The sequence below is a fragment of the Stenotrophomonas sp. C-A genome (assembly GCF_054030835.1).
The window spans coordinates 3,051,342-3,069,124 of the sequence record NZ_CM132916.1; the positions used below are offsets into that span (position 1 = coordinate 3,051,342).

At 65.8% G+C, this 17,783-nt stretch carries 17 protein-coding genes; 10 read left to right on the top strand and 7 right to left on the bottom strand.

Annotated features, from left to right (window positions below; all coding sequences use genetic code 11):
- Positions 1-12 precede the first annotated feature (12 nt).
- From ACW5IY_RS14375 to ACW5IY_RS14385, 3 genes are all read left to right on the top strand, one after another.
- Positions 13-1,107: a homocysteine S-methyltransferase family protein gene (locus tag ACW5IY_RS14375; RefSeq protein WP_049436760.1), complete on the top strand. Its 1,095-nt coding sequence runs from the start codon at positions 13-15 to the stop codon at positions 1,105-1,107.
- Positions 1,104-3,788 (top strand): methionine synthase, encoded by a 2,685-nt coding sequence (gene metH / locus ACW5IY_RS14380; protein WP_019337353.1) that lies wholly within the window; start codon positions 1,104-1,106, stop codon positions 3,786-3,788. The genes ACW5IY_RS14375 and metH overlap by 4 nt, the downstream gene beginning before the upstream one ends.
- Positions 3,789-3,874: 86 nt before the next feature.
- Positions 3,875-5,059: an MFS transporter gene (locus ACW5IY_RS14385; protein ID WP_049436761.1), complete on the top strand. Its 1,185-nt coding sequence runs from the start codon at positions 3,875-3,877 to the stop codon at positions 5,057-5,059.
- Between the two features lie 14 nt (positions 5,060-5,073).
- On the opposite strand, the gene ACW5IY_RS14390 is transcribed toward ACW5IY_RS14385, so the two are convergent.
- The 6 genes from ACW5IY_RS14390 to ACW5IY_RS14415 form a co-directional block, all read right to left on the bottom strand.
- A complete protein-coding gene (locus ACW5IY_RS14390; RefSeq protein ID WP_049436762.1) occupies positions 5,074-7,146 on the bottom strand; it encodes an acyltransferase family protein in 2,073 nt (690 codons plus the stop codon).
- A gap of 48 nt (positions 7,147-7,194) precedes the next feature.
- A complete protein-coding gene (locus ACW5IY_RS14395; RefSeq protein WP_049436763.1) occupies positions 7,195-7,881 on the bottom strand; it encodes a DUF2058 domain-containing protein in 687 nt (228 codons plus the stop codon).
- A gap of 10 nt (positions 7,882-7,891) precedes the next feature.
- Positions 7,892-8,131, bottom strand: a complete 240-nt coding sequence (locus tag ACW5IY_RS14400) for a SlyX family protein (protein ID WP_019660397.1) — start codon at positions 8,129-8,131, stop codon at positions 7,892-7,894.
- The gene (locus ACW5IY_RS14405) at positions 8,124-9,473 is read right to left on the bottom strand and encodes a UDP-glucose dehydrogenase family protein (RefSeq protein WP_049436764.1); all 1,350 of its coding nucleotides are present in this window, start codon (positions 9,471-9,473) and stop codon (positions 8,124-8,126) included. Before ACW5IY_RS14405 ends, ACW5IY_RS14400 begins: the two co-directional genes overlap by 8 nt.
- Positions 9,474-9,496: 23 nt before the next feature.
- On the bottom strand, positions 9,497-10,474 hold the full coding sequence (locus tag ACW5IY_RS14410; RefSeq protein WP_010480420.1) for an FKBP-type peptidyl-prolyl cis-trans isomerase N-terminal domain-containing protein: 978 nt from the start codon (positions 10,472-10,474) through the stop codon (positions 9,497-9,499).
- A 96-nt stretch (positions 10,475-10,570) separates the two neighbouring features.
- Positions 10,571-11,158, bottom strand: coding sequence for a glutathione peroxidase (locus ACW5IY_RS14415; RefSeq protein WP_019337359.1), 588 nt, complete (start codon positions 11,156-11,158; stop codon positions 10,571-10,573).
- A gap of 368 nt (positions 11,159-11,526) precedes the next feature.
- On the opposite strand from ACW5IY_RS14415, the gene ACW5IY_RS14420 reads away from it, so the two are divergent.
- The 7 genes from ACW5IY_RS14420 (at position 11,527) to ACW5IY_RS14450 (ending at position 16,115) form a co-directional block, all read left to right on the top strand.
- Complete coding sequence (locus ACW5IY_RS14420; RefSeq protein ID WP_100049990.1) at positions 11,527-11,772, top strand: hypothetical protein; 246 nt, start codon at positions 11,527-11,529, stop codon at positions 11,770-11,772.
- A 2-nt stretch (positions 11,773-11,774) separates the two neighbouring features.
- Positions 11,775-12,134: a GntR family transcriptional regulator gene (locus tag ACW5IY_RS14425; protein ID WP_006453095.1), complete on the top strand. Its 360-nt coding sequence runs from the start codon at positions 11,775-11,777 to the stop codon at positions 12,132-12,134.
- A complete protein-coding gene (locus ACW5IY_RS14430) occupies positions 12,134-13,009 on the top strand; it encodes an ABC transporter ATP-binding protein (RefSeq protein ID WP_019337360.1) in 876 nt (291 codons plus the stop codon). Before ACW5IY_RS14425 ends, ACW5IY_RS14430 begins: the two co-directional genes overlap by 1 nt.
- Positions 13,006-14,034: an ABC-2 transporter permease gene (locus ACW5IY_RS14435; protein ID WP_049436765.1), complete on the top strand. Its 1,029-nt coding sequence runs from the start codon at positions 13,006-13,008 to the stop codon at positions 14,032-14,034. The genes ACW5IY_RS14430 and ACW5IY_RS14435 overlap by 4 nt, the downstream gene beginning before the upstream one ends.
- 25 nt (positions 14,035-14,059) lie before the next feature.
- Positions 14,060-14,947 (top strand): DUF4097 family beta strand repeat-containing protein, encoded by an 888-nt coding sequence (locus tag ACW5IY_RS14440; RefSeq protein ID WP_049436766.1) that lies wholly within the window; start codon positions 14,060-14,062, stop codon positions 14,945-14,947.
- Between the two features lie 30 nt (positions 14,948-14,977).
- Positions 14,978-15,583: a YggN family protein gene (locus tag ACW5IY_RS14445; protein WP_049436767.1), complete on the top strand. Its 606-nt coding sequence runs from the start codon at positions 14,978-14,980 to the stop codon at positions 15,581-15,583.
- A gap of 106 nt (positions 15,584-15,689) precedes the next feature.
- Positions 15,690-16,115: a hypothetical protein gene (locus tag ACW5IY_RS14450; RefSeq protein WP_010480403.1), complete on the top strand. Its 426-nt coding sequence runs from the start codon at positions 15,690-15,692 to the stop codon at positions 16,113-16,115.
- 114 nt (positions 16,116-16,229) lie between these two features.
- Here ACW5IY_RS14450 and ACW5IY_RS14455 read toward each other — a convergent pair whose 3' ends face one another.
- On the bottom strand, positions 16,230-17,657 hold the full coding sequence (locus ACW5IY_RS14455; protein WP_197638513.1) for a class II fumarate hydratase: 1,428 nt from the start codon (positions 17,655-17,657) through the stop codon (positions 16,230-16,232).
- Between the last annotated feature and the right edge of the window lie 126 nt (positions 17,658-17,783).

Sequence of the window (17,783 nt, forward strand, 5' to 3'; positions counted from 1 at the left end):
CCCGAGACCGCCATGCCTGCCCTGCCCTGGTTGCATCCTGATCGTGCCAACGCCCTGCTCGACGCCCTGCGCGAGCGGATCCTGATCATCGACGGCGCGATGGGTACGATGATCCAGCGCCATGGCCTGCAGGAAGACGATTACCGTGGCGAGCGCTTCGCCGATGGCTACGACCATCTGCATGGCCCCGGCTGCGATCACGCGACACCGGAAGGCCATGACCTGAAGGGCAACAACGATCTGCTGCTGCTGACCCGACCGCAGATCGTCGCCGACATCCACACCGCCTACCTGGAAGCGGGCGCGGATCTGGTCGAGACCAACACCTTCAACGCCACGTCGGTCAGCCAGGCCGACTACCACCTCGAACACCTGGTGTACGAATTGAACAAGGCCGGTGCCGCGGTTGCGCGAACCTGCTGTGATGCAGTGGCTGCGACCACGCCGGGCAAGCCGCGCTTCGTGATCGGGGTGATCGGGCCGACCAGCCGCACCGCCTCGATCAGTCCCGACGTCAACGATCCGGGCTTCCGCAACACCAGCTTCGACGAGCTGCGCGACACCTATCGCGAAGCGATCGAGGGCCTGATCGACGGCGGTGCCGACACCCTCATGGTCGAGACCATCTTCGACACGCTCAACGCCAAGGCGGCGCTGTATGCGTTGGAAGAGGCGTTTGATGCGCGTGGCGCGCGCTTGCCGGTGATGATCTCCGGCACCATCACCGACGCGTCCGGACGCACCCTGTCCGGGCAGACAGCGGAAGCCTTCCATGCCTCGCTGGCGCATGCACGACCGCTGTCGATCGGACTGAACTGCGCGCTGGGTGCCGATGCCATGCGCCCGCACGTGGAAACCCTTGCACAGGTCGCCGGCTGCTACGTCAGCGCACACCCCAATGCCGGCCTGCCCAATGCCTTCGGCGAGTACGACGAAACGCCGGAGGACATGGCCAGTACCCTGCGAGGCTTCGCCGAAGATGGCCTGCTGAACCTGGTCGGCGGCTGCTGCGGTTCCACCCCCGACCATATCCGTGCGATTGCCGAGGTCGTGGCCGGGCTGCCGCCGCGCGCCCTGCCCGGTTCCCAGGAGCAGCAGGCCGCATGAGCACCTCGCCCTACACCCGCCTGTCCGGCCTGGAACCGCTGGTCATTACCCCGGACCTGCTGTTCATCAACGTCGGCGAACGCACCAACGTCACCGGCAGCGCGCAGTTCCGCAAGCTGGTCAAGGAAGGCCGCTACGAGGAGGCGGTGGACGTGGCCCGCCAGCAGGTGGCCAGCGGCGCGCAGATCCTCGACGTCAACATGGACGAGGGCCTGATCGATTCGGAAGCGGCGATGACCCGCTACCTCAACCTGATCATGTCCGAGCCGGACATCGCGCGCATCCCGGTGATGGTCGACTCCTCCAAGTGGAGCGTGATCGAGGCCGGCCTGAAATGCCTGCAGGGCAAGAGCGTGGTCAACTCGATCTCGCTGAAGGAAGGCGAGGCACTGTTCCGCGAACACGCACGCAAGGTCCTGCGCTATGGCGCCGCCGCGGTGGTGATGGCTTTCGATGAAAGCGGGCAGGCCGATACCTGCGCGCGCAAGGTCGAGATCTGCACCCGCGCCTACCGCATCCTCGTCGACGAGATCGGTTTCCCGCCACAGGACATCATCTTCGACCCGAACATCTTCGCCGTCGCCACCGGTATCGAAGAGCACGACAACTATGCAGTGGACTTCATCGAAGCCACCCGCATCATCAAGCAGACGCTGCCGCACTGCCATGTGTCCGGCGGTGTCTCCAACGTGTCGTTCTCGTTCCGTGGCAACGAAACGGTACGCCAGGCCATCCACTCGGTGTTCCTGTACCACGCCATCGCCGCCGGCATGGACATGGGCATCGTCAACGCCGGCGCCATGCCGATCTACGACGAGCTGGAGCCGGAACTGCGCGAGCGCGTGGAGGATGTGATCCTCAACCGCCGCAGCGACGCCACCGAGCGCCTGCTGGAAATCGCCGAGCGCTACAAGGGCAAGAAGGGCGCGGCGAAGACCGAGGACCTGGCCTGGCGCGAGAAGCCGGTGGCGCAGCGCCTGGCGCACGCGCTGGTGCATGGCCTGGACGCCTATGTGGAAGAGGACACCGAACTGGCCCGGCAGGCCTCCAGCCGCCCACTGGATGTGATCGAAGGCCCGCTGATGGACGGCATGAACGTGGTCGGCGACCTGTTCGGCGCCGGCAAGATGTTCCTGCCGCAGGTGGTGAAGTCCGCGCGCGTGATGAAGAAGGCGGTGGCCTACCTGCTGCCGTACATCGAAGCGGAAAAGGCGCGCAGCGGCGACACCGCCAAGAGCAACGGCAAGATCATCATGGCCACGGTGAAGGGCGATGTGCATGACATCGGCAAGAACATCGTCGGCGTGGTCCTGGCCTGCAACAACTTTGAAGTAGTCGACCTTGGCGTGATGGTGCCGGCACAGAAGATCCTCGATGCCGCGCGCGAACACAACGCCGACCTGATCGGCCTGTCCGGACTGATCACTCCGTCGCTGGAGGAGATGAGCCACGTGGCTCGCGAGATGCAGCGCCAGGGCTTCGAACTGCCGCTGCTGATCGGTGGCGCCACTACCTCGCGTGCGCATACCGCGCTGAAGATCGACCCGCATTACAAGGCCCCCACGGTGTGGGTGAAAGATGCCTCGCGCGCGGTCGGCGTGGCCCAGTCGCTGATCTCGCGTGACCTGCGTGAGGCCTTCGTTGCCGCCAACGAGGCCGACTATGCCGAGATCCGCGCGCGCCACCGCAATCGCGGCGATGCCAAGCGCCTGGTCACGCTGGAACATGCACGCGGGCAGAAATTCCAGGGAGGATGGGACAGCTACACGCCGCCGGCACCGAACCAGCCCGGCCTGCACGTATTCGACGACTACCCGCTGGCCGAACTGGTCGACTACATCGACTGGACGCCGTTCTTCCAAGCCTGGGAGCTGGCCGGCAAGTTCCCGGCCATCCTCACCGACGAGATCGTCGGCACCCAGGCCAGCGATCTGTACAAGGATGCCCGCGCGATGCTCGAGCGCATCGTCGGCGAAAAGTGGCTGACCGCCAAGGCCGTGTTCGGCCTGTGGCCGGCCAACAGCGTCGGCGACGACGTGCGCGTGCAGCACCCGCAGGGCGAGACCACGCTGCACTTCCTGCGCCAGCAGGTGGACAAGCCGGCCGAGCGCCCCGATTTCTGCCTGGCCGATTTCATCGCGCCGGCCGACAGCGGCCAGCAGGACTGGATCGGCGCCTTCGCGGTGACCGCCGGCATCGGCATCGACGCCCACGTGGCGCGCTTCGAGGCCGACCATGACGATTACAACGCGATCCTGCTCAAGGCCCTCGCCGACCGCTTCGCCGAAGCGTTGGCCGAGCGGCTGCACCAGCGCGTACGCACGGAATTCTGGGGCTACGACCACGCCGAGACGCTGGACAACGAGGCACTGATCGACGAGCAGTATCGCGGTATCCGCCCCGCTCCGGGCTATCCCGCCTGCCCGGAGCACAGCGAAAAGCGCTGCCTGTTCGACCTGCTGCAGGCCGAAGCGAACGCCGGCATGGCGTTGACCGAGAGCTTCGCGATGCTGCCCACCGCAGCGGTATCGGGTTACTACTTCAGCCACCCGCAGAGCCAGTATTTCGTGGTCGGCCGGCTCAGCCGCGAACAGGTCGGCGACTACGCACGCCGCAAGGGCGTGGACCGCGCCCAGGCCGAGCGCTGGCTGGCCTCCAACCTCGACTACGATCCCGAATGACACAGAAAGGGGACGGAGGGGATTAAGTCGTTTGTGCCCCAAACGACTTAATCCCCTCCGTCCCCTTTTTGCTTCATCATTCCGCGATGACTGTCCCCGTTGCCCGCCTCTCCAGCTTCTACCTGTTCTACTACGCAGCACTCGGTGCGTTCACCCCGTACTGGAGCCTGTTCCTCACTGCGCGCGGCATGAGCGTGACCGCGATCAGCGTGATGATGGGCCTGTGGTATGCAACGCGCGTGGTTGCGCCCAGCACCTGGACCTCGCTGGCGGCGGCCTCGCCACGGCCGATCCGCCTGCTGCGTATCGGCTGCCTGCTGACCCTGATCAGCTTCGCCGCGTTCCTGCTTCCTCTGCCGCAGCCGTGGATGTATCCGGCAATGGTGGTGTTCTGCTTCTTCTACAACGCGGTAATGCCGCAGTTCGAGTCGATCACCCTCACCCATCTCGGCAGCGACAGCCATCGCTACGGCCTGATCCGGGTCTGGGGCTCACTGGGCTTCATCGCCATCGTGACCCTGTTCGGCTGGCTGATCGAAGGTGACGGCACTGCCAGCCGCGCCGGGCTGCTGCCGTGGATGATGCTGCCGCTGTTCGTCCTGCTGGTCGCTTCCGCCTTCAGCAATCACTACGCGCGCGGCATCGGCCGGACCGAAGGCGACGCCAGCGGCTTCTGGCAGATCGTGCGCCGCCCTCCGGTACTCGCGTTCTTCCTCGCTGCCTTCATGGAGCAGCTTTCGTTCGGACCGTACTACACGTTCTTCTCGGTCTACATGGACCATCACGGCTACCGCACATCCACGCTCGGCCTGCTGTGGACCATCGGCGTGGTGTTCGAGGTCGGCGTGTTCTTCACCATCGGCCGCTTCTTCCGTCGCTACGACGCCAGCTGGATGCTGCTGATCGCGCTGGTCAGTTCCTGCCTGCGCTGGGCGGTCACCGCGCTCTTCCCGGAGAACCTGCCGGTAATGCTGCTGGCCCAGACCGCGCATGCGCTTGGCTTTGCTGCTTTCTTCGCGGCAGCGATGCAGATGCTGGCGACCTATTTCCCGGGCCGCCTCAACGGCCATGGTCAAGGCCTGCTGTACGGTTTCTCGTCCGGTGTCGGCGGCGTGCTGGGCGCGCTCATTGCCGGCCAGCTGTGGAAGATCGACGATGGCCGCACCGCATTCCTGGCGGGGAGCGGGTTTGCCCTGGTCGGCGCATTGCTGTGCTTCTTCGCACTGAGCCTGCCGTTGATACGCGCACGCCGGAAACGCTCCGAGGCCTGACGCCGGCGCCAGTCCTACTGCTGCAGCAGTACCTGCTGCAGCGATGGCAGAAGCACACGGTTGCCATGCGCGCTGAGGTGGTCGCCATCGAAGAACAGCGGCCGGCCATCGCGCTGCGCCGGGCACAGCACGTCATCGCACAGCACCGGCATCGGATCCCACAGCACACCGCCCGGCAGGCCATCGACCACCTGCTGCAGGCTGCCCAGCATCGGTGCCCGCAACGTTTCCATCGCCTCGCGCGTGCTGTCCAGGCCATTGCGGCAGACCTCGTTGCGTGAATTGAAGCGATCCGAGCACCGATACGGCGGCGCCGGCAGCACCGGTTTGGGCGCCTCCAGCACAACGCGTACACCACGCTCTGCCAACGGCCGCCATTGGGCGATCGCCTCCACCACTTCGGCCTCACGCCCCGCCGTGGCTTCCGGCGTCAGCTCGCCCGCCAGCTGCGCCTGCCCATCGAACAACATGAACTGATCGGACAAGCGCGGTATGCGCAGCGACACCAGCACCACGGCATCACCGGGCTGCGCACGCCGCGTGATGTCGGCGAGCACCGCCGCATCGAAATCGCCGCAGCCCGCGCCCGCACCCCGCCACTTCTGCAGGCTCACCAGCGGGCATCCACCACGGCCATAGAGGACGACCTCCGAACCGGTCTCAAGCGCCAGTCGCTGCAGTAGTTCGATGTAGGCCATCGCATGCGAATCGCCGGCAACGAACACCCGCTTCGACGTACCGGCCGGCAGCGGCCGGTTGCAGGCTCCACGGGCATAGGTGCGCATGCTGCCGCCAGCGAAGCGCTGCTTGTCCGTCACCAGTGCACAATCGGGATAGTCGCCTGCCACGCTCTTGCCGTTGGGATACCAGTCGGCCGGATGCCGGCTGACCGTGCTCAGTGATATCCACGGTGCCTGCAGGTACAGCACCGTCTGGGTGCCGGCCGCGACCAGCAGCACAGCCGCACCTGCCAGCACCCAGCGCCCCGGGCGCAGACGCTGCGCCCAGGGACCCCGGAACGGTTGTTCTACCCAGCGCCACGACACCCACGACAGCAGCAGCACCAGCGCCATTGCAGCGGTCATCTGCAGGGGCGTCTGCAGGCCCACGGTCCAGCGCATCAGCACGAACACCGGCCAGTGCCACAGATACAGTGAGTACGACAGCAGGCCAATGGTGCGCATCGGCCTGCTGGCCAACAGGCGTGCCACCCAGGCCTGCGGATGATGATGCAGCGCCCATAGCAGGCCTGCCGATGCAAAGGTCGGCAGCAGGCCATCAGGCCACGGTGAACGGCCGGCCCGTGCGCTCCACAACGCCCAACACAGCAAAGCCAACGCCACCACCGCGAGCAGCGAGAACACGGGCGCAGCGCGCTTCAATGCCGCCCCCGTCACTTGATCGAGTGATGCGCGCACGTGCAGCAACTGGAACAACAGTACGCCAACACCCAGTTGCCACAGCCGCGTAGTGGTGGCGTAGAACGCCCACGATGGGGGTGCCTCGCGCAGGCCCAGCACCGCCGCATGCAGCAGCGACGCCGCGCTGACCACGGCAAACAATCCCAGGCTCATCCAACGCCCGCGCGCGCCGCGCGCCCAGGCCAGGAACAGTAGCGGGAACAGCAGGTAGAACTGCTCCTCCACGCCCAGCGACCAGGTATGGGTGTAGGGATTGAATTCGGCCTTGGGCGCGAAATAATCGTTGCCGATCAGCGCCAGTACCCAGTTGCTGAAGCCGAAGAATGCCATCAGCCCGGTCTTGTCACTGGCCTCGCTGAGCCAGGACTCGGGAATGAACAGTACGCTGGCGACGGCGGTCAACAGCAGGCAGCTGATCAGCGCAGGTGCGATGCGACGGATGCGGCGCGAATAGAAGCGCAGCATCGACTGCCACAGCGACAACGGCGGCAGCCGGTGTACCGACGCGCTGACCACGAACCCGGAAATGACGAAGAACACGTCTACGCCGGTGAACCCGCCTGGCAACCAGGCCGGGTCAAGGTGGAACACGATGACGGCCAGTACGGCAATCGCGCGCAGGCCGTCAATGTGCGGCACGTAGCCACGGCTTGGATCAGTGGTCATCCCTTTCCCCCAACCGCAGAGACAGTGCCGTCCGCAGTGGTTGCGCCTTTACCAGACCAGGTCGTCCGGCACCTGGTACTGCGGGTCCGCGTACGGATCTTCCTCGCCCGGCGCATCCGGATCGACCTTCAGCGCCACCGAGGCGGCGAACACCGCTTCGGACTGTGCCAGCACGTCGGCAGTCACCAGCAGGTAGCGGCCATTGAGCTGCACCACGCCCAGCTCACCGGCATTGAGCGCGGTCAACTGTTCGGCAGTCACGTAGATGCGCTTGATCTTGCCGCCATACGGGAAGTGGCGGGCGATGTCCGCCGCCTCGGCGTTGAGGCTCTTGTCCTTCAGCAGTTCTTCCAGCTTGGCCTTCGCCTCGCGGCGAACGCGTGCTTCTTCCTGCTTCAGGCGCTCGGTCTCGATGCGCTCTTCCTTCTCCCGCTGCGCGCGGATGGCATAGGCCTTGGCCAGGTCCATCTCTTCGGCGCTGCGCGGCTTGCGCGGGCCCTGCTGTCCCTGGCCACCGCGCGCATGCCCGCCGGGCTTGCCCGCGCCACCATGACCGTGCCCGCGACGCTCGCCGGGCTTGTGCTCGCCCTTGCCTGCGCCCTGCGGCTTTCCATTGCCGTTGCCACCCTTGCCCTGCGGGCGGCCATCACGGCGGGGGCCATCATTCTTGCGCTCGGGCTTGGGCGCGGGCTTGAAGCCCAGGCCCATCAGCTGGTCGCGGAGGGTATCGCTCATAGGATTCGGATCAGTAGTGCGGCGGCGGCGGTTCGCTCGCCGGATCAGAAGAATTCAGTGCGTTGCGGACCTTGCCCAGGTCTTCCAGCAGCACGCGCAGCACATCGGCGTTGCGCATGCCCTGCATGCGGGCGTCGGCCAGCGCATCGCTCAGTTCGGCCAGCGCCTGTTCCTGGAAGGACACGCGCATTTCCAGCTCGACCAGGCGCGCTTCCAGCGCCTGCTCGCGTTCAGTGGGCAGATCAGACATGCAACGAGCGCCCCCGGCCAATGCCGTAGTACGCAAGACCTGCGGCCTCCACTTCGCTCGGCTCATACAGGTTGCGGCCGTCGAACACCACTGCGTCCTTCAACTGCTCGCGCAGCTTCTGGAAGTCGGGGCTGCGGAACTGCTTCCACTCGGTGACCACCACCAGTGCATCGGCGCCCTGCAGTGCTTCGCCTGCCGTGCTGCAGAACGTGAGGTCGTCGCGCTCACCGAAGATGCGCTGCGATTCATGCATCGCTTCCGGGTCGTAGGCACGCACCGTGGCACCGCCTTCCCAGAGCTGGGCCAGCAGGCGACGGCTGGAGGCCTCACGCATGTCGTCGGTGTTCGGCTTGAAGGCCAGGCCCCATACGGCGAACGTCTTGCCGCGCACGCCTTCGTCCTCGCCCTTGTCGTAATGGCGCTGGATGAGGGCGAACAGGTGGCCCTTCTGTGCATCGTTGACCGCTTCAACCGCATTGAGCAGCTTCGGCTCCAGGCCATACTGCTGGGCGGTACGGGCCAGTGCCTGCACGTCCTTCGGGAAGCACGAGCCACCGTAGCCGGCGCCCGGATAGATGAAGTGCCAGCCGATGCGCGGGTCCGAGCCGATGCCCTGGCGGACCTGCTCGACGTCGGCACCCACGCGTTCGGCGATGTTGGCGATTTCATTCATGAACGAAATCTTGGTCGCCAGCATCGCGTTGGCGGCGTACTTGGTCAGCTCGGCCGAGCGCACGTCCATTTCCACCACACGGTCGTGGTTGCGGTTGAACGGCGCGTACAGGCGACGCATCACCGCCACCGACTCCTCGCTGGTCGCACCGATGATGATGCGGTCCGGGCGCATGCAGTCGGCGACTGCGTCGCCTTCCTTCAGGAATTCCGGGTTGGACACCACGTCGAAGGCGATGTCCGCGCCCCGCGCGGCCAGCTCTTCAGCGATGGCCGCACGCACCTTGTCAGCGGTGCCGACCGGCACCGTCGACTTGTTGACCACCACGGTCGGCACGCTCATGTGCCGGCCGATGGTGCGGGCCACGGCCAGCACGTACTGCAGATCGGCGCTGCCATCCTCGTCCGGGGGCGTGCCAACGGCGATGAACACCACCTGGCCATGCTCGATGGCGGCCGCCGCATCGGTGGTGAACGCCAGCCGCGAGGCGGCATGGTTGGCCTTCACCATCGGCTCAAGGCCCGGCTCATAGATCGGGATGATGCCCTGGTTGAGGCCATCGACCTTGGCCTGATCGATGTCCACGCAGACCACCTGGTGGCCTGCGTCGGCCAGGCAGGTACCGGTCACCAGTCCAACGTAACCGGTACCAAAAATCGCAACGCGCATATCCGTATTCGCTCCTGAATGACTTACGGCAGAACGCCCAGCAGCTCGACGTCGAACGTCAGAGTCGCGTTCGGGCCGATCGGGCCGCCCGGGGTGCCGTTCTCGCCGTAGGCCAGTTCGCCCGGGATCCAGAAGCGGTACTTCGAACCGACCGGCATCAGCGCGACGCCTTCGGTCCAGCCCTTGATCACCTGGTCCAGGCCGAACTCGGCCGGCTGGCGGCCGTAGGAACTGTCGAACACGGTGCCGTTGAGCAGCTTGCCTTCGTAGTTCACGCGCACCTTGCTGCTCGGCAGAGGACGCTCGCCGCTACCCGGGCGGATCACCTGGTACTGCAGGCCCGACGAGGTGGTCACCACGCCCGGCTGGGTCTTGTTCTTGGCCAGGAATGCGTTGCCTTCCGTGCGGTTGGTCTGCGCAGCCTGGGCGGCCTTGGCCTGCATTTCAGCCTGCTTGGCACCCATGAAGGCCTGAATGGTGGCGGTCGCGTCAGCTTCCGTCATCTTCGGCTGGCCCTTGGTCAGGCCGGTGCTGATCGCGTCAAACAGCGAGGCGACATCGATATCGTCCTTCAGCTGCGCCAGCGACGGGCCCACCGAGTAGGAACCGATCATCTGCGACACCTTGACGCGGTCGACCTTCGGCGGCTGCGAACCCGGTGCCACGCCCGGAACCTGCTGGCCACTGCGGGCCATCACGACCTGGCGCAGCGCGGCATCGGTGGCCTTGGCCTGTTCCTGGGTGATCTGCGGCTGCAGGCCCTCGAACGAGCGCTCAACGGCGGTGCGCAGGGCGGCCACATCGATCTCTTCGGCGATCGGGGTGAACGACTTGGCCACGTCCAGGCCGATGGCATAGCCGAGCTTCTGCTTGGGGGAATTCAAGGTTGCGGTCTCCTTGGCGGCTGCGGGGGCAGCCGGTTGTTGCGACAGAGCGACACCCGAAGTGCCCATCGCCAGAATCAGAACCGACGCCGCGGCGCCGCGCATTCCCATCTTCATTCGCTGCATTCCTGGAAGTGTCTGGGCGCCGACGTCGGCGCGAAAAGAAGCATTGTCGCACGCATGCCGTCGATGTCGAGGCATGCGTGCCGGATATCAATGCGTGGCGGCTGCCGCCAGCGCCTTGTCGATGGCCGCGGTCAGCTGCGGATCGTCCGGCGTCACCTTGCTGGCGAACTGGGCGATGACCTTGCCATCGCGGCCCACGAGGTATTTGTGGAAGTTCCAGGCCGGCGCAACGCCGGTCGCTGCGGTCAAGCGCTGGTACAGCGGCGTGGCCTGCGTACCGACCACATGCACCTTCTCGAACATCGGGAACTTGACGCCGTAGGTCAGGGTGCAGAAGTCCTGGATCTGCTTCTCGTCACCCGGTTCCTGGCCCTTGAAGTCATTGGAAGGGAAGCCCAGCACCGCAAAACCGCGGCCGGCATAGCGCTTCTGCAGCGCCTCCAGCCCTTCGTACTGCGGCGTGTAGCCACACTTGCTGGCGGTGTTGACCACCAGCAGCACCTGTCCGTGATAGCGCTGTTGCAGATTCACCTGCTGCTTGCTGGCCAACGGCCGGTATTCGAGATCGAGCAGGTCGGCCGCCAGCGCACTGGCGGAACCGGCAGCGCCGGCCACCATCAGGGCCAGCAGGGACAGGCCGCGCAGGCGGCACGGGGAAACGGTCGGCAGGGGCATCAGAGGCGGTCCGCGGTAGCCATTCACAAGGCCCGGCCAGTGCTGGCCGGGAATCGGCCGAACTATAGCACCGGGCTCCGGAGCCCCTGATGGCACAGGCCCACTGCGGGCTTTGCGCGGCGTGGCGAATGTACTGCCCGGGCGCCATCGATGGCGCAGCGATGACATAGCATGGACATCTCTGAATGGAATGCGGCCCCGGGAAGGCCCCTGCCGTAGCTTTATTTCCCTTTTAAATCAATCAAATAAAGGGATATTTCAGCAATCTGACCACCCCTGCCATCAGTTGGGCACGGCAAGGGGTTGCACCCAGGCGTGCCGGTGTTATAGTTGCATACAACACCAGTCACCTGAGACAGGGGGAAGCCATGAACGTCCGGATCCGTCGCAACCTCACCGCACCTGCGGCCGTCGCTGTTTCGACCCTGCTCGTGCTGGCCTGGTGGGCCACGCCCACCGCCCCTGCTTCTGCCGCTGCTGAAAGCGCGCAGGACGCGACGCCCTCCCCGGCAGGGAACGCCCCCTCCTCCTCCCCCCCTTCCCCACGTCGGCTGCACAGCGCGCTGTCCATGCCGTACTTCTCGTTCGCCCAGCCGCTGACCCCACGGAGCTGAATATGAGCGACATCCAGTGGAGCGACGGCGCTCCCATCTACCGTCAGTTGAAGGAGCGCGTGATCGCCATGATGCTCGACGGAATCCTCAAGCCGGGCGATGCCCTGCCTTCGGTGCGCCAGGTGGCCGCCGACTATCAACTCAACCCCATCACCGTTTCGCGCGCTTACCAGGAACTGGCCGACGAAGGCCTGGTCGAGAAGCGCCGCGGCCTGGGCATGTTCATGACCGAACAGGCGGCCACGCAGCTGCGCAGCAGCGAGCGCGACCGTTTCCTCAACGAAGAATGGCCCGCGGTTCTGGAGCGCATCCAGCGCCTGGGCCTGAGCCTCGACGAATTGCTGCCCCAGGGGAAAGTCTGATGAATAGCACTGCAAGTGAGTCGGTCATCACCGCCCGAGGCCTGCGCAAGGCCTACAAGACCACGGTCGCCCTCGACAATGCCAGTTTCAGCATTCCAAGCGGGCGTATCGTCGGCCTGATCGGGCCCAATGGCGCCGGCAAGACCACCGCGCTGAAGGCCCTTCTGGGCCTGACCTCGGTGGAGGGTGAACTGAGCGTGCTCGGCCGCGACCCGCGACTGCACCGCGACGAGCTGATGAACGACATCTGCTTCATCGCCGACGTCGCCGTACTGCCGCGCTGGCTGAAGGTCCGCGAGGCGATCGACTTCGTCGCCGGCGTGCATCCGCGCTTCGACCGCGCCCGCTGCGAGCGCTTCCTGGCCAACACCAAGCTGCAGCCGAAGCAGCGCGTGCGCGAACTGTCCAAGGGCATGATCGTGCAGCTGCACCTGGCGCTGGTGATGGCCATCGATGCCCGCATCCTGGTGCTGGACGAACCGACCCTGGGCCTGGACATCCTGTACCGCAAGGAGTTCTACCAGCGCCTGCTGGAAGACTACTTCGACGAACAGAAGACCATCATCGTCACCACCCACCAGGTGGAGGAGATCGAGCACATCCTCAGCGACGTGATGTTCATCCGCGACGGCCGCATCGTGCTCGACGCGGAAATGGACGACGTCGGCCAGCGCTACACCGAGCTGCTGGTCAATGCCGACCAGCTGGACACCGCCCGCGCCCTGAAGCCGATCGACGAGCGCAGCCTGGCGTTCGGCAAGACAGTGATGCTGTTCGATGGCGTGCCGCGCGCCCAGCTTTCCTCCCTCGGCGAGACCCGCATCCCGGGCCTGGCCGACCTGTTCGTCGCCATCATGAAGGGGACCTACGCATGAATGCCGTCAACCACCCCGTCAGCCCGATCGGCACCCTGCGCTGGCTGCTCAAGCGCGAGTACTGGGAGAACCGCGGCGGTTTCCTGTATGCCCCGTTGATCGCTGGCCTGATCTCGCTGGTGATGAGCATCGCCGGCATTGCCTTCGGCCTCTTCGCACTGAACCGTGCAGCGCGCGACGGCGGCCTGCACATCGATGGCGAGAACGTGAACATCAATGGCCTGAACCTGGCCCTGCTCACCCGTGACATCAGTGCCAAGGACCTTGCTGATCTTGGCAACGGCCTGGACCTGACTCTGGTGCTCAGTTCAAGTTGGCCGTTCCTGGTGCTGGCCTTCGTGGTGTTCTTCTACTGCCTGGGCGCCCTGTACGACGATCGCCGCGACCGCAGCATCCTGTTCTGGAAATCGTTGCCGCTGTCGGACACGCAGACCGTGCTGTCCAAGGTGATCAGCGCACTGATCGTGGCACCGTTGATCGCGGTCATCGCCGGCATCCTCACCATGTTCGGCTTCATGCTGATCATCAGTGCCGTCGCGCTGCTGCACGGTGGCAGCCCGATGACCCTGATCTGGGGCCCGGCCAGCCCGCTGACCCTTGCCGCTGGGCATCTGGCCTGGATTCCGGTCTATGCCCTGTGGGCCCTGCCCACCGCCGGCTGGCTGCTGCTGTGCTCGGCATGGGCCAGGAGCAAGCCGTTCCTGTGGGCGGTGATGCTGCCGCTGTTTGCCGGCATCATTGTCAGCTCCACCAAGATGATGCCGCTGTTCGGCCTGACCACCGGCTGGTTCTGGCAGAACATCGTCGGCCGCCTGCTGCTGGGGGGCGTACCCGGCATGGACCTGCTGTATCGCCTCGGCGCCGACGAAGCCTCGCGCCGCGATCTGGACTCGGTCGTCAGCCTGATGTCCCCCGCCTCGCAGCTGAAGTCGCTGGCGATGCCGGAACTGTGGATCGGCGCCGTTGTCGGTGCAGTGTTCATCTTCCTTGCCATCCGCCTGCGCAAGCGCGCCGGCGAGATCTGATCCCATCCATCCGGAGGCATTACCCATGCGTTCCCTGCTCGCCTGTTCTGCGTTGTTGCTGTTGCCGTTGTCGGCGCTGGCCGCCGATGCTCCGAACTGCAAGTTCACTGCTGCCCGCGCGCTGAAGCTGGACGTGGCCGGTGCCAAGACGGTGGTGTTCGAGGTCAACCAGCATGATCTGAAGGTGGTCGCCAGCGCTGGCGGCGGCCAGCTGGACGGCCGCGCCTGCGCGTCCAGCCAGGAATGGCTGGACCAGCTGGTACTGGACCAGCGCAAGGTGGGCGACAAGCTGGTGGTGAGCCTGCGCCGCGACGGCCGCCAAAGCGGCATCAGCTTGGGCAACAGCTACGCCTGGCTGGATATCCGCGGCAGCGTGCCGGACAACCTGCCGCTGCAGTTCAAGGTCGGTTCGGGCGATGCCAGCGTGGAAAACGCACAGTCGCTCAGCGTGGACGTCGGCTCAGGTGACGCGGTGGTCCGCGGCACCCGCGGCAGCATCCACGCTGCAGTGGGTTCGGGCGACCTCAACATCGATGGCGGCAGCTCCCTGAACCTGCTGTCACTGGGTTCCGGCGACGTCACCGTACGCAACATCAGCGGCGACGCCAGCACCGGTACCGTCGGCTCCGGTGACCTGAAGATCACCGATGTACGTGGCAACGCGCGGCTGGACACCGTGGGCTCGGGTGACATCGAGTTCAAGCGCGTGCAGGGCAGCGTTGAAGTGGGCGTGGTCGGCTCCGGCGGCGTCGACCTGGCCGACATCGGCGGCAATGTGCACGTCCGCAGCCACGGCTCGGGCGACATCCACGTCGACGGCGTGCGCGGCACCCTGACCGTCGACCGCAGCGGCAGCGGTGACGTCGATCATCGCAACGTCAGCGGCCGGGTCACTCTGCCGCGCAGCAAGTAGCCCTCTTCCAGACACTACCAGGGGAACACCATGAACCTGTTGCGCCTGTTGCCCGCTGTGCTGCTGTCCCTGCCGCTGATCGCCTGCGGCGGCACGTCGTCCGCGCCCGACAAGACCGTCGGCAAAAGCGTCGCCGAAGCCACAGGTGGCGTTGGCGAGACCGTCAAGAACGCCATGGACGATGCCCGCAAGGATATCGCCCGGGGCAACATCAAGATCTCGGCGGACAAGCAGCCGCGTGCGGAGATCACCCCGGATGGCCGCCTGCTGATCGCGGGCAAGGAGGTCGCCGCCAACGATATCCAGCGCCGCCATCTGCAGGACTACCGCGGCCACGTGGTCGCCATCGCGATGGACGGCATGGATGTCGGCCTGGCAGGCGCCAAACTGGGTGCCAGCGCGGCCGGCGAAGCGCTGAAGGGCATTTTCAGCGGCGACAGCGAAGGTGTCGAAAAGCGCATCAATGCCGAAGCCGAGAAGATCGAAGCCCAGGCCAAGCGCATCTGCGACCGCCTTCCGGCGATGCTGGCCAGCCAGCAGGCGCTCGCACGCGAACTGCCGGCGTTCAAGCCCTACGCGACCATGGACCAGGGCGACGTGGACGACTGCGGCAAGGACACCGTGGTCCAGCGCTAGGCCTGTGACAGATCAGCGCACCCGGCCGGCAGCGGCGCCCGGCTGCCGGCCGTAGTGCGCCGTCCGGCTTACAATGGCGGCCCCGGACGCCCCCGAACCGAATGTCATGAAGAAGCTGTTTCTGTTGCTGACTGCCCTGCTCTGCCTCGGCCTGGTCGGCTGTGACCAGGAATACCGCAACCACCGTGCCGAGCGCGGCAAGCCCAAGATTTCCGTCAGCGAAGGCATGGTCACCGTACGTCGCCCGCCCGCGCCGAACATCATCATCCTCGCCGATGGCACGATGAAGATGGACGAGATCCAGATTCCGCTGGATGACGGACAGAAGCAGATGCTGCAGACCATGTTCGGCAAGCTGCAGGTACTGCGCCAGAACACCCTGGTGGCCGCACCGGCCGATCCCAACATGCAGCCGGTGAAGATCCAGCCGCCCGAGGGCATGGAAGTGATTCCGACGGACCTGATCCAGCGCATCCCCGAGTTCAAGGATTACACCGACACCTTCGGCAATATCGTCGCCGACCGTCGCTGAAGAAAAACGCCGCCCGAGGGCGGCGTTTCCTTTTGTAGAGCCGAGCCTATGCTCGGCTACTGACTGGAACCTGAGCCGAGCATGGGCTCGGCTCTACATATTGCAGAATCCACATCAACCACCGCCACCACCGCCACCGGCCTGGATGCCACCGGCCGTCAGCGCGGTCGGGTCCAGCAGGCGACGCAGCTCGGCTTCGGCCAGCCCGCTGTCCTCCAGTGCCACGTCCAGCACCGGGCGCTGTTCCTTGTAGGCACGCTTGGCAATCGCCGCAGCCTTCTCATAGCCGATGATCGGGTTCAATGCGGTGACCAGGATCGGATTACGCGCCAGCGCCTCGGCCACGCGATCCTCACGCACCTTCAGCCCGGCGATCGCGCTGTCCGCCAGCAGGGTGGACACGTTGGCGAGCAGGCCGATGCCATCGAGCAGGTTCACCGCGATCAGCGGCAGCGTGACGTTGAGCTGGAAGTTACCGGTCTGCCCGGCCACGGTGATCGCGGTGTGGTGGCCGATGACCTGCGCACAGGCCATCACGGTCGCTTCCGGAATCACCGGGTTGACCTTGCCCGGCATGATCGAGCTGCCCGGCTGCAGCGCCGGCAGTTCGATCTCGCCCAGCCCGGCCAGCGGACCGGCGTTCATCCAGCGAAGGTCATTGGCGATCTTGATCAGCGCCACCGCCAGCGCATTGAGCTGGCCGGACAGCTCGACTGCATCGTCCTGCGCGGCCAGGCCTTCGAACTTGTTCTCGGCGCTGTCGAACTTGAAACCGGTCTGCTGCTTCAGCGCCTTGGCCACCTGTGCACCAAAGCGCGGATCGGCATTGATGCCGGTGCCGATGGCGGTGCCGCCCAGCGGCAGCCGGCGCACGCGCTTGAGGCTGTCTTCGATGCGCTCCTGCGCCGAAGCCAGCTGCGCTGACCACGCGCCGAACTCCTGCTCGAAGGTGAGCGGCATCGCATCCATCAGATGGGTACGGCCGGTCTTGACCACCTTGCGCAGGCTGCGGCCCTTCTTGTCCAGGGTCTTGCGCAGGTGCACCAGCGCCGGCAACAGCTGCTCATGCGTCGCCAGCACCGCCGACACGCGCAGCGCGGTTGGAATCACGTCGTTGGAGCTCTGCCCCTGGTTGACGTGGTCATTGGGGTGCACGGTGGTCTTGCCCGCCTTGCCGGCGCGGTTGGCCAGTGTTGCGATGACCTCATTGGCATTCATGTTCGACGACGTGCCTGAACCCGTCTGGTAGACATCGATCGGGAACTGCGCGTCCCAGTTGCCGGCGGCCACTTCGGCGGCGGCGGTCTGGATGGCCTTGGCCACATTCTTCGGCAGGTGGCCCAGCTCGGCGTTGACGCCCGCGGCGGCGCCCTTGACCAGGCCCAGGGCACGGATGAAACCGCGCGGCATGCGCTGGCCCGACACCGGGAAGTTCTGCACGGCGCGCTGGGTCTGGGCGCCCCACAGGGCGTCCGCAGGCACCTGCAGCTCGCCCATGCTGTCGTGTTCGATTCTGAAACCCTTGCTTGCAGCTTTGCTCATTGCATCAACTCCGCACTACTTCAGTTGGGGAAAGGGAAGCGGCGGCTGGCAGGGTGTCGCTTCCCGGGCTGGCGGCTGCGCCAACGATACTCCCTTGCCCGCAGCGTGGGATGACGAGCGCGGGCC

Coding starts and splice junctions, on each gene's coding strand:
- ACW5IY_RS14375 (WP_049436760.1), top strand. CDS start 13: ATGCCTGCCCTGCCCTGGTTGCATCCTGATCGTGCCAACGCCCTGCTC.
- metH (WP_019337353.1), top strand. CDS start 1,104: ATGAGCACCTCGCCCTACACCCGCCTGTCCGGCCTGGAACCGCTGGTC.
- ACW5IY_RS14385 (WP_049436761.1), top strand. CDS start 3,875: ATGACTGTCCCCGTTGCCCGCCTCTCCAGCTTCTACCTGTTCTACTAC.
- ACW5IY_RS14390 (WP_049436762.1), bottom strand. CDS start 7,146: ATGACCACTGATCCAAGCCGTGGCTACGTGCCGCACATTGACGGCCTG.
- ACW5IY_RS14395 (WP_049436763.1), bottom strand. CDS start 7,881: ATGAGCGATACCCTCCGCGACCAGCTGATGGGCCTGGGCTTCAAGCCC.
- ACW5IY_RS14400 (WP_019660397.1), bottom strand. CDS start 8,131: ATGTCTGATCTGCCCACTGAACGCGAGCAGGCGCTGGAAGCGCGCCTG.
- ACW5IY_RS14405 (WP_049436764.1), bottom strand. CDS start 9,473: ATGCGCGTTGCGATTTTTGGTACCGGTTACGTTGGACTGGTGACCGGT.
- ACW5IY_RS14410 (WP_010480420.1), bottom strand. CDS start 10,474: ATGAAGATGGGAATGCGCGGCGCCGCGGCGTCGGTTCTGATTCTGGCG.
- ACW5IY_RS14415 (WP_019337359.1), bottom strand. CDS start 11,158: ATGCCCCTGCCGACCGTTTCCCCGTGCCGCCTGCGCGGCCTGTCCCTG.
- ACW5IY_RS14420 (WP_100049990.1), top strand. CDS start 11,527: ATGAACGTCCGGATCCGTCGCAACCTCACCGCACCTGCGGCCGTCGCT.
- ACW5IY_RS14425 (WP_006453095.1), top strand. CDS start 11,775: ATGAGCGACATCCAGTGGAGCGACGGCGCTCCCATCTACCGTCAGTTG.
- ACW5IY_RS14430 (WP_019337360.1), top strand. CDS start 12,134: ATGAATAGCACTGCAAGTGAGTCGGTCATCACCGCCCGAGGCCTGCGC.
- ACW5IY_RS14435 (WP_049436765.1), top strand. CDS start 13,006: ATGAATGCCGTCAACCACCCCGTCAGCCCGATCGGCACCCTGCGCTGG.
- ACW5IY_RS14440 (WP_049436766.1), top strand. CDS start 14,060: ATGCGTTCCCTGCTCGCCTGTTCTGCGTTGTTGCTGTTGCCGTTGTCG.
- ACW5IY_RS14445 (WP_049436767.1), top strand. CDS start 14,978: ATGAACCTGTTGCGCCTGTTGCCCGCTGTGCTGCTGTCCCTGCCGCTG.
- ACW5IY_RS14450 (WP_010480403.1), top strand. CDS start 15,690: ATGAAGAAGCTGTTTCTGTTGCTGACTGCCCTGCTCTGCCTCGGCCTG.
- ACW5IY_RS14455 (WP_197638513.1), bottom strand. CDS start 17,657: ATGAGCAAAGCTGCAAGCAAGGGTTTCAGAATCGAACACGACAGCATG.